This window comes from Elusimicrobiota bacterium (genome assembly GCA_016218575.1).
Taxonomy (GTDB): domain Bacteria; phylum Elusimicrobiota; class Elusimicrobia; order UBA1565; family UBA9628; genus JACRDN01.
In genome coordinates this window covers 43,133-57,811 of the sequence record JACRDN010000022.1, presented here as the reverse complement: position 1 = coordinate 57,811, position 14,679 = coordinate 43,133, and the positions used below count along the sequence as shown (strand labels likewise).

At 62.3% G+C, this 14,679-nt stretch carries 17 protein-coding genes; 1 reads left to right on the top strand and 16 read right to left on the bottom strand.

Features of this window, described 5'->3' with window-relative positions; genetic code table 11:
* Positions 1–34: 34 nt before the first annotated feature.
* Positions 35–1,495 carry a HAMP domain-containing histidine kinase gene (locus HY921_12365; GenBank protein ID MBI5631663.1) on the top strand — a complete coding sequence of 487 codons (1,461 nt, stop codon included), beginning with the start codon at positions 35–37 and terminating at the stop codon, positions 1,493–1,495.
* Between the two features lie 26 nt (positions 1,496–1,521).
* On the opposite strand, the gene maf is transcribed toward HY921_12365, so the two are convergent.
* The 16 genes from maf to HY921_12285 form a co-directional block, all read right to left on the bottom strand.
* Complete coding sequence (maf, locus tag HY921_12360; protein ID MBI5631662.1) at positions 1,522–2,097, bottom strand: septum formation protein Maf; 576 nt, start codon at positions 2,095–2,097, stop codon at positions 1,522–1,524.
* Positions 2,082–2,822: a hypothetical protein gene (locus HY921_12355; GenBank protein MBI5631661.1), complete on the bottom strand. Its 741-nt coding sequence runs from the start codon at positions 2,820–2,822 to the stop codon at positions 2,082–2,084. The genes maf and HY921_12355 overlap by 16 nt, the downstream gene beginning before the upstream one ends.
* Positions 2,819–3,178 (bottom strand): divalent-cation tolerance protein CutA, encoded by a 360-nt coding sequence (locus tag HY921_12350; protein MBI5631660.1) that lies wholly within the window; start codon positions 3,176–3,178, stop codon positions 2,819–2,821. The genes HY921_12355 and HY921_12350 overlap by 4 nt, the downstream gene beginning before the upstream one ends.
* Positions 3,179–3,232: 54 nt before the next feature.
* Positions 3,233–3,997: a hypothetical protein gene (locus HY921_12345; protein MBI5631659.1), complete on the bottom strand. Its 765-nt coding sequence runs from the start codon at positions 3,995–3,997 to the stop codon at positions 3,233–3,235.
* A gap of 157 nt (positions 3,998–4,154) precedes the next feature.
* Positions 4,155–5,582 carry a pyruvate kinase gene (pyk, locus tag HY921_12340; GenBank protein MBI5631658.1) on the bottom strand — a complete coding sequence of 476 codons (1,428 nt, stop codon included), beginning with the start codon at positions 5,580–5,582 and terminating at the stop codon, positions 4,155–4,157.
* A 34-nt stretch (positions 5,583–5,616) separates the two neighbouring features.
* Positions 5,617–6,657 carry an S-methyl-5-thioribose-1-phosphate isomerase gene (gene mtnA, locus HY921_12335; protein MBI5631657.1) on the bottom strand — a complete coding sequence of 347 codons (1,041 nt, stop codon included), beginning with the start codon at positions 6,655–6,657 and terminating at the stop codon, positions 5,617–5,619.
* Between the two features lie 84 nt (positions 6,658–6,741).
* Positions 6,742–7,005, bottom strand: coding sequence for a DUF167 domain-containing protein (locus tag HY921_12330; protein ID MBI5631656.1), 264 nt, complete (start codon positions 7,003–7,005; stop codon positions 6,742–6,744).
* 16 nt (positions 7,006–7,021) lie between these two features.
* Positions 7,022–7,696 carry a YggS family pyridoxal phosphate-dependent enzyme gene (locus HY921_12325; protein ID MBI5631655.1) on the bottom strand — a complete coding sequence of 225 codons (675 nt, stop codon included), beginning with the start codon at positions 7,694–7,696 and terminating at the stop codon, positions 7,022–7,024.
* A gap of 102 nt (positions 7,697–7,798) precedes the next feature.
* On the bottom strand, positions 7,799–9,421 hold the full coding sequence (gene groL / locus HY921_12320) for a chaperonin GroEL (protein MBI5631654.1): 1,623 nt from the start codon (positions 9,419–9,421) through the stop codon (positions 7,799–7,801).
* 29 nt (positions 9,422–9,450) lie between these two features.
* Complete coding sequence (gene groES / locus HY921_12315; GenBank protein MBI5631653.1) at positions 9,451–9,762, bottom strand: co-chaperone GroES; 312 nt, start codon at positions 9,760–9,762, stop codon at positions 9,451–9,453.
* A 156-nt stretch (positions 9,763–9,918) separates the two neighbouring features.
* Positions 9,919–10,086, bottom strand: coding sequence for a hypothetical protein (locus HY921_12310; GenBank protein ID MBI5631652.1), 168 nt, complete (start codon positions 10,084–10,086; stop codon positions 9,919–9,921).
* Between the two features lie 5 nt (positions 10,087–10,091).
* Positions 10,092–11,258 carry a hypothetical protein gene (locus HY921_12305; GenBank protein MBI5631651.1) on the bottom strand — a complete coding sequence of 389 codons (1,167 nt, stop codon included), beginning with the start codon at positions 11,256–11,258 and terminating at the stop codon, positions 10,092–10,094.
* Positions 11,248–12,069 (bottom strand): tetratricopeptide repeat protein, encoded by an 822-nt coding sequence (locus tag HY921_12300; GenBank protein MBI5631650.1) that lies wholly within the window; start codon positions 12,067–12,069, stop codon positions 11,248–11,250. Before HY921_12300 ends, HY921_12305 begins: the two co-directional genes overlap by 11 nt.
* Positions 12,066–12,947, bottom strand: coding sequence for a TIGR00730 family Rossman fold protein (locus HY921_12295; GenBank protein ID MBI5631649.1), 882 nt, complete (start codon positions 12,945–12,947; stop codon positions 12,066–12,068). Before HY921_12295 ends, HY921_12300 begins: the two co-directional genes overlap by 4 nt.
* The gene (locus tag HY921_12290) at positions 12,944–14,215 is read right to left on the bottom strand and encodes a TRAP transporter large permease subunit (protein ID MBI5631648.1); all 1,272 of its coding nucleotides are present in this window, start codon (positions 14,213–14,215) and stop codon (positions 12,944–12,946) included. The genes HY921_12295 and HY921_12290 overlap by 4 nt, the downstream gene beginning before the upstream one ends.
* Positions 14,212–14,679 carry a TRAP transporter small permease subunit gene (locus HY921_12285; GenBank protein ID MBI5631647.1) on the bottom strand — a complete coding sequence of 156 codons (468 nt, stop codon included), beginning with the start codon at positions 14,677–14,679 and terminating at the stop codon, positions 14,212–14,214. The genes HY921_12290 and HY921_12285 overlap by 4 nt, the downstream gene beginning before the upstream one ends.

The following is a 14,679-nucleotide window of genomic DNA, read 5'->3' as shown; positions in this document are numbered from 1 at the left end:
TATAGCTAAAATGAAGTAAACTTGGGAACCAGTCATGAGCCTCAGCCATCGCCTGGCCTTGGTTTTCTCCCTTTTCGGGTTCGCCATTGCCGGGGGCTTTCTTTACAACCACATCCGGCTCATCCGCCGGGAGTCCTACGCCCGGGTCGTCAACATGGCGGAGGTCACCTCGACGGCCGTGAAGACCCTGGTGGAGGAGCAGGCCGGCACGGGGCGCTTCGGCCAGATCGGGCGCAATCTCCAGGAGATGATCCGCCAGGCCGGCATCGCCGCCATCGTGATAACGGATCGAAAGGGGAGGCGCCTGGTGGGCCGCTTCGACGACAGGCGCTGGCTTTCCCGCGAGCCCCATCCCGGGGTGGCCGTGGATCAGGTCACGGACGGCATTTATGACGTGGCCAAGGCCGTCCGCTTGGGTCCCCGCGGCATGGGGACGCTTTACGTGGGCTTTCACACCAGAGACTTGGAGGATCGGCTCAACGACTTGGCGGGGATCGCCGTGCGCTTGGCCGTGATGGCTTTTTTAGCGATCACCTTGTCAGCGTGGCTCATAGGGACCTGGTTCGGGCTTCGCATCGAGCGGCTGGTGCCGCGCATCGAGGCTTTGCCCAAGGACCCGGCGGGTTTTCGCCCCATCAGGGGAGCTTCGGGAACCGACGAGGTTTCGAGGCTCCTGGCGGCTTTTAATCGCCTCGGGGACTCACTCAAGAGCGAGACCTTGCGCCGCCAGGAGCTCGAGAGCGAGAAGGCGGAGCTGGCCGCGATGCTCGTGCACGACTTAAAAACCCCTCTTACCGTGATCCATTCCGGGATCACCTTGCTCGAGGAGCAGCAGGGGGCGGAAGCCTTCTTGAAGGCGGCTTCGGGGCAGGCGGAGGCCCCAGCGCGCAAGGCCGGGGGCCGCGCCAGCGCCAGCCAGCAGCGTACCTTTGAACTCCTCAAGATGTCCACCAGCCGCCTGCGCCGCATGGTGGAGGACGTGCTCCAGCTCGCCAGGCTCGAAGAGGTGGCCGGACTTCGCGAGAGGGTTCCGGTGGATTTATCGGAGATGGCCAGGGCCTGCGCCAAGGATTTCCAGCTCATCGCGGCCGACCACGGACAAAAGCTCCATCTAAGGCTTCCCAAGGAGCCCGTGCCACCCGTGATGGGCGATCCGGCCCTCCTGCGCCGGGTATTGGACAACCTTCTCAACAACGCGGTGGAGCACACCCCGAGCGGGCTCTCCATCGCGCTCGCAGTCGAGCTCGAGCCCGGTGCTGTGCGCGTGAGCGTCAGCGACTCGGGGCCGGGAATCCCTCACGAGGCGCGGGCCTCGATTTTCCGCAAGTTCTTCCAAAAGGAGGTCAAGCGCCACGTGGGCAACGTCGGGTTGGGGCTGGCTTTCTGCGAGAAGGCGGTTTTGCGCCACGAGGGGACGATCGGGATCGAGGACGCCCCCTCCAAGGGGGCCTGCTTCTACTTCAGGCTGCCGGCGGCCCAGCCGGAGCTGCTTTAGCGATAGATTTCGCGGCGGTGTCCGATCTAGGCCGCGAGGTCGAGCGCGTCCTCAATGGCTCGCCCCACGGCCGCCACCGGAAGGCCGACCACGTTGTCGAAATCCCCCCGGATCTCGGCGATGAAGGGATCTTCATGATCTTGGACCGCGTAGGCCCCGGCCTTGTCCATATGCTTGCCGGCCAGGCGCAGAAGCTCGGGCTCGCCGAGCCTGCGTGCGCGCACCGAGCTTGCCACGGAGCGCGCGATGGACCTTTTCTCTGTCTTTCGGACCAGGGCGAATCCCGTGTAGACCTTGTGCCAACGGCCATTCAGGAGGCCCAGGATGCGCCGGGCGTCCGAGAGATTCTTGGGCTTGAGCAGAATTTGTCCGCGGCATACCACTATGGTGTCTGCCCCCAGAACCCAATCGTCGGGGTGGTCCCGGGCCACGCTTTTGGCCTTGCGCAGGGCCAGGAGTTGGACCAGTTTTCTCGGATTTTTTTCGGCGGAGCGCTCCGAGACACAGCTCGGCACGACCTTGAAGACAAGTCCGAGCTTCTTCAAGAGCTTGCGGCGCTGAGGAGAAGCGGAGGCCAGGATCAGCTTCAGTAGTCCCCCCACTTCTCGTAATGGATACGGTCGCGCGGGATCCCTTTCTCAAGGAGGGCCTTGGTGAAGCCCTCTACCAAGGAGACCGGGCCGCAGAGAAAATAGTCCGCCTCGGCCAAGTCCGCGATCTGCTTTGAGAGCACGGCGACGTCGAGGCGTCCGGTAGGTCCCGTCCAATTGTCTCCCGGCCCCATGTCCTCGGGCCGGGTGATCGTGAGGTAGACTTGAACGCCTTTCCTGCGGAACTCCTCCAATTCTTCGCGGTATAGTATGTCCGCGGGGGTTTTCGAGGAGTAAAAAAGGGAGAGTTTGTTGGGAAGGCCTCTTTCCAGGGCGTAGCGGCATATGGAGCGAAACGGGGTGATGCCCGTGCCTCCGGAGATGAGCACTCCGTGCCGGGCCTCGTCGCTGTAGCGCCATTTTCCATAGGGGCCCTGGAGCTCCACGCGGTCCCCGGCTTTGAGTCCGGAAAGCTTGCGCGTGAACTCCCCGACCTGGTTGAAGCTGATCTCAACGGCGCCCCTCTCGAAAGGCGAGGAGGCCAGCGAGTAGGCGCGGGAGGGCTTGGGCCGGCCCGGCAGTCTCAGCATCACCCACATGCCCGGAATAAACTGGAAGTCCCTCGGGACTTCTAGTCGGAAGGTTTTGACTCCCGGGGTTTCCTGCTTGGTCGAGATGATGCGGGCCGAAAAGGCCCTGGCGGGGCTGGCCTGGAGGGCCGCTGGCCCTCCGGTCATAGGGCCCGGAAGCCTTCCTCGGATTGACGCGCCATGCGGGTGCCAGCGCCCAGCCACTCCAGGTAGGGCTTGGAGCCGCCCGTGATCGGGAGCGCTATGATCTCGGGGACCTTGGCGGGGTGCTTCTTCCTGATGTATTGAAGAAGCTCCCCCATGAGCCCGGTCTTGGTCTTGATTACCAGGAGTATTTCAACCTCCTTGCGGAGCTTTCCCTCCCACATGTAATGGGAGCTGACCTGCGGCACCTCGCTCACGCAGGCCGCGAGCTTCTCCTGGACCAAGCCCGAGGCGATCTCCTCGGCGGCCTTGGCGTCGGGAACCGTGGATAAAACGACGCAGTACTTTATGCTGTCCATGTCCCCATGGTAGCAAAAAGCGCGGGCGCGGGTCCCTCACCCGCGCGGAGGCGCTTATTGGCAGTAAGTGATCGTCAGATTGGAAATGAGCACGCCGCCGAAGGCCGCGAAATGTTGGGAGGTGATTTTGCCCTCGGCGTTCCTGAAATAGATGTCCCCATCGGAATTGACGCGCACGGAGTCAAAGCCCTTCTTGGGATCCTTGGCCGTGAGAGTGAAGGTCTTGGCCGGAAGGGGATTGTCCCGATTGAAATATTTGATCATCTCTTCTTCGATCTCGGCTGCGACCGCGCCTCCCGAGAAAGCTATGGCCGCCCAGTAAGGGTGCGAGATGCCGTGCTCTCCCGCGATCAAGGCCGGGCGGGTCAGACTCAGCTCGCAGATCGGCCGCTTGAAATTCATGGTGAAGCTGATGGGGCCGTTGGCCCCTTTCTGAGTCATGATGTTGGGGTTGTCATAGGAAGGCGGGAGCACGGCCTTGCCCTCATACTCGGTGCGGGCGTCCACGATGACGACCCGGGTGTTCTCAGCCACGTTGGACAAAGTGATTCCCAGGTCCGCCAGGGCCTGCTCCGCTGAGACGTGTTTCTTGGTGGCGTCCACGCCGCTGACCTTGAGGAATACCGTTTTTTGAGGAGTCGCTTCGGCGTCGTTCTGTTGAGCCGCGACTTTCCCGGAGGCCGCCGGAGCCGAGAAGTAGTTCTCGCGTCCCACCTGATCCATCAACTGGCGCATCGCGGGACCTGTCAGCCCCTGGGGGGCGAGCTGCGCGGAGAGATTGGCGGTCAGCAGCGGCATGAGGATGGGTACCAGCGTCATTTTAAATTTCATAATTCTCCTATGAGGGCGACAATAAATGATAGAGGATATGCCCAAGGCTCGCGAGGGTCCTTGAGCCCAGCGGATTCTAGGCCTTTGGGCCTATGTTATCCACAGGACTTCGCCGCGAAGTTTTGTGGATATCCCCTTTGCGGCGCTACCGATACGTGAGAGAGCCGATCACGTGGATCTTGAGCATATTGGAGGCCTTGTGCTTGGCGGTGCCGCCGGCCGTGATGAGGACGGTCTCGCCCTTCTGCAGGAGGCCCGCCTTGACCATGAGGCGTTCCCCGATGGCGAGCATGGTGTCGGTGGATTGTCCGAGCGGGCAGAGGATGGGAGTGACTCCCCAGTAGAGCGAGAGCTGGTTGAAGGTCGTGGCCAGCGGAGTCAGGGCGTAGATGGGGGCGCTCGGACGGTACTTCGACATGATGTGCGCGGACCATCCCGTCATGGTGTAGACGGCGACGGCCTTGGCTCCGGTCGCGTTGCAGGCGTCTCGCGCGGCCCGGGCCAGTGCGTTGGCAAATCCCGTTTCCTGGGTGTCTATGAGGCCCTGCGGCAGGTGCGGATACTTGAACGGGGACTTCTCCGCCTTGGCGATGATTTCCGTCATCATGGTGACTGCCCCGACCGGATGCAGGCCCACCGCGGTTTCCCCGGAGAGCATCACCACGTCGGCGCCGTCGAAGATCGCGTTGGCCACGTCGGAGGCCTCGGCTCGGGTGGGGTAGGGCTGTGAGATCATGGACTCGAGCATTTGAGTCGCCACGATGCATAGCTTTCCCGCCTCGTTGGCCTTGCGCACCAGGAGCTTCTGCGCTACGGGGACGTCTCCCGGGGAGAGCTCGACGGCCAAGTCCCCGCGCGCGACCATGATGCCGTCGCAGGCGTCCAAGATCGGGTCTATGCGCTCCAGTGCGAGGGGATGCTCGATCTTGGCGATGACCTTCATGTTGGAGCCCGCTTGTCGCACCATTTGCCTGGCCCGGTGGATGTCGTCGGGGCTCCTGACGAAGGATAGGGCCACGTGGTCGAGGCCCAACTTCAGCCCCATCTGCAGGTCCCGGATGTCCTTGGAGGTCAAGGCCGGCAAATCTATATCGGCCCCGGGAAGATTGATGCCCTTATGCTCCTTGAGAAGCCCCCCCACCATGACCTCGCACTCCACGCTCGAGGAGGCGGTCTTGAGGACTCGAAGGACGATGGAGCCGTCATCGAGGAGTATTTTTGAGCCCTTCGATACGGTCTTCGGTAGCTTCGTGAAATTCGTCGAAATCTCATTCTCGGTGCCGGGCACGTCGTGGGTCGTGATGCGCAGGCGCGCTCCTTTCTGGAGCGCCACCGGTTCGGCGTTCCTGAGGCGGCCTACGCGCAAGCGCGGCCCCTGCAGGTCCATCACGGCCGCGCAGGCGATCTTGAGCCGCGCGGAGGTCCTGCGTATGAGGCTGACGTGGCTCGACAGTTCCGCCATGGATGCGTGGGAGCAGTTGAGGCGGAAGGCATTGGCTCCGGCTTGGAGGAGTGCCGCCACGGCCTCGGGCGTGGCCGAGGCCGGGCCCAAAGTGGCCAGTATCTTCGCCATTTTTTGGCGGGAACGGCTATTGAGCGATGACGGGCTATCCAGCATAAAGCTCCTTGAGTTTCTTGGCGTTGGCCGGAGAGGCGATTCCCCTTTCCGTGACTATGGCGCTCACGAGCCCGTGGGGAGTTACGTCGAAGGCGAAGTGGCGGGCTTTTGCGCCGGACGGGGCGATGGGCCGGCCGAAAATCTTCAGGACTTCATCCGGGCCGCGTTCCTCTATCGGAATGCGGCTCCCATCGGGGCAGGCGAAATCGATGGTGGTGGAAGGGGCCACCGCGTAAAAGGGGATCCCATGGTGGCGCGCCAGGATCGCGAGCCCGTAGGTGCCTATCTTGTTGCAGACGTCTGCGTTGGCCGCGATGCGGTCGCTGCCCACGATGACCGCGTCGATCCTGCTGATTTTCATGAGGTGGGCCGCCATGTTGTCCGTGATCAAAGTTGCTGGCACCTTGGCCCGCATGAGCTCCCAGAGGGTCAAACGGCTGCCCTGCAGATAGGGCCGGGTTTCGCAGGGGTAGACATGCTCGATTTTCCCCAAATAGTGGGCGTAGCGAATGACTCCCAGGGAGGTCCCGAGCCCCGAGGTCGCCAGGGCTCCGGCGTTGCAGTAGGTGATGACCCGCGAGTTCTTGGCAAGCAAAGAGGCCCCGAGCCGCGCCATAGCTTGGTTGGCCGCCAAGTCCTCGGCATGGAAACGCTCGGCCTCGCGCGCCACGGCCTGGCCCATCCCCCGGCCCGGCGAGCGGCGGGCCACGGCGAGCATGCGCTCGACCGCGTGGGCGAGATTGACCGCCGTGGGGCGGGCCCGGCGCAGGATCTCGGCCGCTTTCTCAACCGATGCAAGAGAGCTTTGCCGCGCGGCCAAGGCCATCCCGTAGGCGGCCGCCACTCCGATAAGAGGAGCTCCCCGCAATGCCATGTCCCGAGTGGCCTTGGCCACGCTTTCCGGGTTTCGGCAGTTCAAATAGAGGATTTTGGCGGGAAGGAGGCGCTGATCCAGGACTTCCAGGCGTTCCCCCCGCCAGCGCACGGGAGCGACCGGATCCTTGAGGGGGAAGTCCTTGGCTTTCGTCATATCTTTTAAAGCGGAACACCCGCGGCTGTCAGGAAAGTCGCCGCGGGTGTTCCCCCAGATCAGTTGGCGCGCAGCGATGCTTTTTTAAGGAATCGACTCCATGACCCGCTTGAGCTGTTCCTCGGTGCGTCCAACGATCTCGACGGTTTTTTCCCGGCCATTGGCTCCCCGCAGGATGTTCACCTTGCGCGCAGACACCTCGAAGAACTCCGCCAAATAGTTTTTCAAGGCCGAGTTGGCCTTTTCGTCCACGGCCGGGGCCGCCACTTTGACTCTCAGCACGCTGCCGATGCGGCTGACGACCTCATTGTCAGGGGCATTCGGGATGACGCGGACTTTGACGATCATTCATGCCTCCTTTGCGTCATGCAAATAACAATGAGCCGATGCGCACGTGAGTGGCTCCTTCTTCAATGGCGATCTCGAAATCACGGCTCATTCCCATGGAGAGCTGCGCCTCGGCGCGGCCCCCGAAGAACTGCTCAAAGGCCTGGCGCAGGCGCCTGAAATGGGGCCTTGTTTTCTCAACGGGATCCTCGGCCGGGGCGATGGCCATGAGCCCGCGGATGTCCAGATGGGGGCGGGCCTGAAGCTGCGCAAGGACCTCGCCCAGGGCCTCCAAGGCCAGGCCCGACTGCTGCTGCCGGCTCGTGAGCTTGACTTGAACCAGAATAGGAAGGCGCCTGCTTTGCTCGATTAGAAGTTTTTCCAAGATATCCGCCAGTTCCACGCTGTCTAAAGAGTCGATAACGTCAAAAATGCCTAAAGCCTTCTTCGCCTTGTTGGTCTGAAGGTGGCCTATGAGGCGCCACTTAGCTTTCTGCGCCAGGGGGCCGAGGGCCGCCTTTTTCGCGGCGGCTTCCTGGACCCGGTTCTCGCCGATTTCCTGGATGAGGCCGGATTCGAGCAAAGCCTTCATTCCTTCAAGCTTCGCGTACTTGGTGACGGCCACCACCTTGACCGAGTCGGGATCCCGCCCCGAGCGCCGAGCGGCTTGATCCACGCGATCTCGAATTCGTCTTAAATTGTCAAGGACCATGCTAAAGTCCAACAAAGGTATTTTATCAAAATTCATCCCGTAAAACAATCCCCCGCCCCGGGAACCGGGGCGGGGGATTCCTAGTCTTTCGCGTCTTTTTAATTAATACATGTCTCCGCCGTGGCTGTGCGCGGCCGCGGGAGCGTCCTTCTTCTCCGGGATGTCGGAGACCAGCACCTCGGTGGTGAGAATGGTCCCGACGATGGAGACTGCGTTCTCGAGCGCGGTGCGGGTGACCTTCAAGGGGTCGACGACTCCGGCCTTGAATAGGTCGATGTATTCCCCGGTGGCGGCGTTGAGCCCCACACCGTTGTTGGAGGACAGGATTTTCTGGACCACCACGGAGCCCTCGAAGCCCGAGTTCTCCGCGATTTGGCGAATCGGAGCTTGGAGAGCCCGGCGCACGATCTGGGCGCCGGTGGTCTCATCCTCGTCCTCGCCCTTGAACTTCTCGAGGGTCTCGGAGGCACGCAGGAGGGCTACTCCGCCGCCCGCGATCATCCCTTCCTCGACTCCGGCGCGGGTGGCATGGGAGGCGTCCTCCACCTTGGCCTTCTTGGCCTTCATCTCGGTCTCGGTGGCGGCTCCCACGTTGATGACGGCGACTCCGCCGGAGAGCTTGGCCAGCCTCTCCTGGAGCTTCTCCTTGTCGTAATCGGAGGTGGTTTCCTCTATCTGCTTGCGGATGGAATCGGCGCGCTTCTTGATGTCGCTCTTGTCGCCGGCTCCGTTGACGATGGTGGCGTTGTCCTTGTCCACGACCACTCTCTTGGCGCGGCCCAGCATGTCCAGGGACACCTTGTCGATCTTGTGGCCGAGCTCCTCGCTGATGACATCTCCTCCGGTGAGGACGGCGATGTCCTGGAGCATCTCCTTGCGGCGGTCTCCAAAGCCCGGGGCCTTCACGGCGCAGGCCTTGAGGGTCCCGCGCAGTTTGTTGACCACGAGGGTCGCCAGGGCCTCTCCTTCCACGTCCTCGGCGATGAGGAGGAAGGCCTTGCCCGTCTGGACGATCTTCTCGAGGACCGGCAGGAGGTCGGACATGGCCGAGATCTTCTTGTCGGTGATGATGATGTAGGGATCGTCGAGCACCGCCTCCATGCGCTCTGAGTCGCTGACGAAGTACGGGGAGATGTAGCCGCGGTCGAACTGCATGCCTTCGACCACCTCCAAGGTGGTCTCGGCGGATTTGCCCTCCTCGACCGTGATCACGCCCTCGTGCCCCACGCGCTCCATGGCCTGGGCGATGAGGTCTCCGATGACACGGTCATTGGCCGAGATGGTGGCGACTTGGGCCTTCTCTTCCCGGGTCTTGACTGGCTTGGTGCTCTTCTTGAGCTCCTTGACCACGAGTTCGACCGCCTTGTTCATGCCCCTTTGGATGGCCTTGGCGTTGGCGCCGGCGGTGATGTTCTTGACCCCTTCCTGAAGCAGGGACTGGGTGAGCACGATGGCCGTCGTGGTTCCGTCTCCGGCGACGTCGCTGGTCTTGGAGGCGACCTCCTTGACGAGTTGGGCGCCCATGTTCTCGAAAGGCTCCGGGAGCTCTATGTCCTTGGCGATGATGACTCCGTCATCGACGATTTGCGGAGAGCCGAACTTCTTCTCCAGCACCACGGACCGGCCCTTGGGGCCCAAGGTGATCTTCACGGCATTGGCGAGCTTGTCCACGCCTTCCTTAAGCTCCTTGCGGGCCTCCTCTGCGAAAATAATCTGTTTTGCCATTTAATCGCACCTCTCCTTTTAGAATCAGGTTACTTCAGCACGCCGAGAATATCGTCTTGATGCATGATCAAGTACTCGACGTCGTCGAGCTTGACCTCGGATCCCGAATATTTGCCGTAAAGGATGCGGTCCCCGGGCTTTACGTCCATGGGAAGGACCTTCCCGTCCTCGGTGATCTTGCCCTTGCCGGCGGCCACGATCTCCCCCTCTTGTGGCTTCTCCTTGGCGGTGTCGGGGATGATGATGCCCCCGCGCTTGGTTTCCTTCTGCTCAACGGGCTTTACCAGCACGCGGTCGCCAAGAGGCTGCAATTTGACTTTGGTCAACGTCGCTTCGGCCATATGGTCTTACCTCCGGATATTAGTGTGTCTGACTGAGATTATGAGGTCGAGCTTTATTGGCAGTCGCTCTTCCTCAGTGCTAATTATATCACAGCGGGCTGAAAACTGTCAATCAAATCTTGGGAGTGCTAATTATAAGGGAAGGTTCGGCGGCGTCTATTTCCCGAATTTTGAGGTGAAGCCCTGGAATAGCTCGGCCAGGGTCCGGGTCTTGGCCAGTTCACGCTCCTTCTGCGCCAGCTCGGCCTCCAGCCAAGCCGCGCGCCGAAGGCGCGCTTCGAGCTCCTGAATCAGCCGGGTCCTACGCGCGGATCGGTGCTCCATTTGCCTCAACTCCTTGAAAGCGCCCTGAGATAAGACAGCACCTCCGCGGCGTCGCAATTCTTCTTCAAGCACTCCTTGGCCCGGGAATGGGCGTCCGAGAAATCCGGGTGGGTCAGGACCCAAAGGAAATCCCGCCGCGCTTCCTGGTCTTGCCCTAGGCCCGCGTGGGCGTAGCCGCGGTAGAGGTGGTTGAGGGCGAGCCAAGCGTCGCCTCTCTTGATGGCAAGGGCCTGGTCGAACCAGTTGACGGAGTCGCGCAGCACTTCAGGAGAGAGGCAGCGGTCTCCTGTCATCCCGCAGGCTAGGCTCAGGAGCTTTCGGTTGAATTGCCTCGGATCGGCCTGGGCTTTCTTGAGGATAGCGCCGCCGGCCTGTAGAGAGCCCTCCAAATCCCCGGTTTTATAGAGAAGCATCGCCTCCAAGAACTGGAAATAGAGGCTGTCTGGAAAGCTCTCCAGCAGCTTGCGGGTAATTTGAAGGGCCTGAGCGTAATCGCCGCGGTCGGTGATGTAGATGCTGCAGAGAAACTGCGCGGCCTGCCGCGAGCCGTAGCGGCCCCTGTCCATGGCGAGCCGCATTCTTTCAAGACCCCTGTCCTCGTCGCCGCGCACGCCGAACAGGAAGCCGAGCTTGAGCAGGCCCCTGAAATGGTCCACTTGGTAGTCGTAGACGCCGAGGCCCAGATAGGCGTCGTAGTATTCCGGGTCGCTCTTGAGGCATTTCTTGAGGTGCTTGAGGGCCTTCTTGCCGTCGAAATAGGCCTTGAGCCATTGCCCCCTCATCATATGCCATTGCCCGCGGGTCCCCAAGGCCATTCCCATAACGAAATGGGCGTCGGCCTTGACGGACTTGTCCTCCGAGTCGGTCAAGGGCTCCGCCTTGGCCAAGGCGGCCTCCACGTCGGCCTCGAAGAGGCCCTCCAAGGTGGGGGTGTCCTTGAAGAGCCCGTACTCCTGGAAGGATTGCCACCACAGGGCTCCAGACTCGGCCAAATACCCGAAGGGATTGTCCGGCTCGAGGGCGATTATTTCCCGGAACGAGGCTCGCGACTGCTCGTAGTTCAGGTCGTACAGGTTCTTGAGGCCCGTCTCGATTCGTTCGGCCGCCTGGGGGCCCAAGCCCAGGGCCGCCTCGGGCAGCAGAAGTAGGGCCAGGAGGGCCTTATTCGGCATGGCTCTCCTGGCCCTGGGCGCAAGATTGCCTGTCCCCCCATCGGCAAGCTTGGCGGTAGGCTTGGGAGAGTTTCTCTCGGGATTCGAGGATGTCCACGGGGCTTGCGCGGCCGCGGGTCAAGTCCTCCAACTCGCGCAGGCCGAGTTCGATGGCCCGGCGCTGATCCGAGAGAGCCTGCCTTTCGTTTCCCCGCGCGGCCTCGAGGTCCGCCTTAGCCGAAAACACCTCGGGCGCTCGGCCCCGGGATTTGGACCTAGCGAGCTCGATAGCACCTTGCGCCGCGGGCCAGTCCTTGCGGGCAAGCGCCGCGCGGGCCAGTCCGAGGTCCGTCCGGAAGTCTTCCGGCGTCGCCTGCGCGGCCTTGGCGTAGGCCTTGGCCGCGGCCCGGTGTTTTCCGGCGCCTCGGTAGGAGTCCGCCAGCCGCAGCCAGCCCGCGCCGTCCTTGGGGTTGAGCACGGTGTATTCCTTGAACGCGCGCGAGGCGCTCTCCCAGCGCCCAAGCCTCATCTCGATTTTACCCAGCAGCAGGTGGGCTTGGGCGTTTCCGGGGTCGAGGGAGAGGCTTTTGGCGAGGTCGCTTTCCGCCTCGGGAAATTTCGCGTTTTCGTAGCGGGCCTGGCCCCGGCGGAAATGGCAGTGGGCCAGCAGAGAATTTCCGTCGGAAGGGGTCCAGGCCCGTATGGCGCGGGTGCAATACTCGATCTTCTCCTCAAGCCCGCTCAGGCGTTCGGCCCGGCGCAGGTTCTTGAGGAACTCGTCGGCTCCCCAGGCGGGGCGCAGGAGCCCCAGCAGGAGGAAAGCCAGCCTCAAGCGGCCTCCTTCTTGTCGTTCCAAAACCGGCGGATGTAGTCCCAGCCCTCCTCGGCCTTCTCCACCACCGCGAAGAGCTTCGTGTCCTCCCAGGAAATCATTCCCTGCTCGGCCAAGAACTTGAAGTCTATGAGGCGGTTCCAGAACTCCCGGCCGAACAGAACGATCGGCAGCGGCCTTTTCTTGCCGGTCTGGACCAAGGTCAAAGTCTCGAAAAGCTCGTCCAGGGTTCCATAGCCTCCCGGGAAGGCCACCAGGGCCTTGGCCCGCATCATGAAATGCATCTTGCGCAGGGAGAAGTAATGGAACTGGAAGCTCAGGTCCGGGGTGATGTAGGGGTTGGGATCCTGTTCGTGGGGCAAGGTGATGTTGAGGCCGATGCTCTTGAACCCCGTCTCGAAGGCTCCCCGGTTGGCCGCCTCCATGATTCCAGGCCCTCCGCCGGTGACGATCACAAACTCCAGGCTCTTGTCGGCCCGCTGGGCCCGTGAGATGAGGGCCGCGAAGCGCCGGGCCTCCTCGTAGTAGCGCGATTGCTTCAAGCGCTGGTAGGCCAGGTCGAGGCGCCGCCGAAGCTCCCGGTTCTTGGGATCGGCCGGAAGCTTCCGCTTGGCCGCGTCCACCTGCTCTTGGGCTTCCTGCCTCGAGATCAGCCGGGCCGAGCCGAACACCACTATGGTGGACCGGATCTTGTGCTCGCGCAGGATCAGTTCGGGCTTCAAGAGCTCCAATTGCAGGCGCACGGGGCGCAGGTCCTTCTTGCGCAGGAATTCGTTGTCCTCGTAGGCCTTGAGATAGGCCCTGGAGGACTTGATGCGCTGGATCAAGGCCTCCTTTTGGGAAACGGTGATTTCGGGGTCGTCTTTTTTCATGTTCATTGGATTTTCAGGGTTCGAGGAAGCCATAGGCTGAGATTGGGCACGTAGGTGACCAGGGCCAGGACGCCGAGGAGCAGGGCCCAAAACGGGAGCACGGCGCGGTAAAGGACCGGCAAGGGGCGCTCGAAGCGCCGGCTGGCGAGGAATAAATTGAGGCCCAAGGGCGGGGTCATGTAGCCGATTTCGAGGTTGAGCAGGAACAGCGCCCCCAGGTGCACCGGATCGATGTGGTACTTCAGGGCCACGGGAACTATGATGGGCACCACGATGATGATGGCCGAGAAAATCTCGACCATGTTGACGACGAGCAGGAAGACATTGAGCAAAGCGAGAAAGCCCCAGGGGTGGCGGATATGGGCGCTCAGGAACTTGAAAAGCCGGCCGGGGACCTCCGCGTCTATGAGGTAGTTGGTGAGCCCCAGGGCCGTGCCGAGAACGATAAGGATGGCTCCCACCAATATTTGGCTTCTCACCATGATCCCGGGGATGTTCTTGAAGTCCAGGTCCTTGTACATCAGCGTTTCTACGACCAGGACGTAAAATGCCATGACGGCGGCTGCCTCCGAGGCCGTGAATTTGCCGCTGTAGATGCCCCCCACTATGAGGAAAGGCAGCGGGATCTCCCAGAGGGCTGCGCGCGCGGCCTGGAGCAGGGCCTTCACGGAGAAAGGCGGGCGAGGAACCTTGTGGCGCGCGGCCACGGCCATGGCGTAAATACCGAGTGCCGCAAGGAGTACGAGGCCCGGAACGGCGGCGGCCGCGAAGAGCTTGTCCACCGAGATCTTCCCCACCAAAGCGTAGAGGATGATGGGAAGGCTCGGGGGAAAAAGGAGCCCCAGGCTTCCCGTGGTGCTCACCAGCCCCAGGGAAAAGCTCTCTGGGTAGCCCTGCCGGCGCAGGAGAGGATAGATCAGCCCGCCCAAGGCGATAATGGTCACGCCCGAGGCGCCGGTGAAAGCCGTGAAAAGGGCGCAGGCCGCCAGGCCCGCCACGGCCACGCCTCCCGGCATCCAGCCGAACAAGGCCTCGGCCAAGGCCACGACCCTCTGCGGCGCCCGGCTCTCGGCCAGGACGTAGCCCGCGAAGGTGAAGAGGGGTACTGCGACCAAGGACGGCAGGGCCGCCAGCCGCGCGAGCTCGATGATCACGGCCGATGATTCGATCCCCGCGCTCCTAAAAAGAAGGAGGGCTATTCCCCCCAGGAGCGCGAAGATGGGAGTGCCCAGGAAGGCCAGCGCCAGGGCCGCGGCGGCGACAAGGATCGTCATCTTGATTTCCGCAAGGCGAAGGCGCGCAGGACGGTGTGCAAAAATACCAGCAGGAAACCCAGGGGAATCACCGAAAGCAGGAGCCAGCCGGGAACGTCGAGGCTCCCCAAATGAAAAAGAGTCGCCCCGGAGGCGCGCTCGTCGCGCAGGAAATCCCATGAAGCCTTGAATAGGAGGAAAGTCACGGCGGCCGTCACGAGCTGGATGAGCTCGGTCGGGATGGAGAAGCGGTTCTTTCGCTCGGAGCTCGGGGTTTCCCAGGCGAAGTGTTTGCCCTCGGCCGTGGCTAGGGCCGCGCCCAGAAAGCCCACCCAGAGCACGAGGTGGCGCACCAAGGTGTCGGCCCAAAGCAAACCGCTGGCAAAGAGCTGTCTCATGAGCACCTGGAGGAAGGAGAGCGCCACGATGGCCGAAAGGAGAAACACCAGCAGGGCTTTTTCGACGCGGATCAGGCGGGCCAGCAT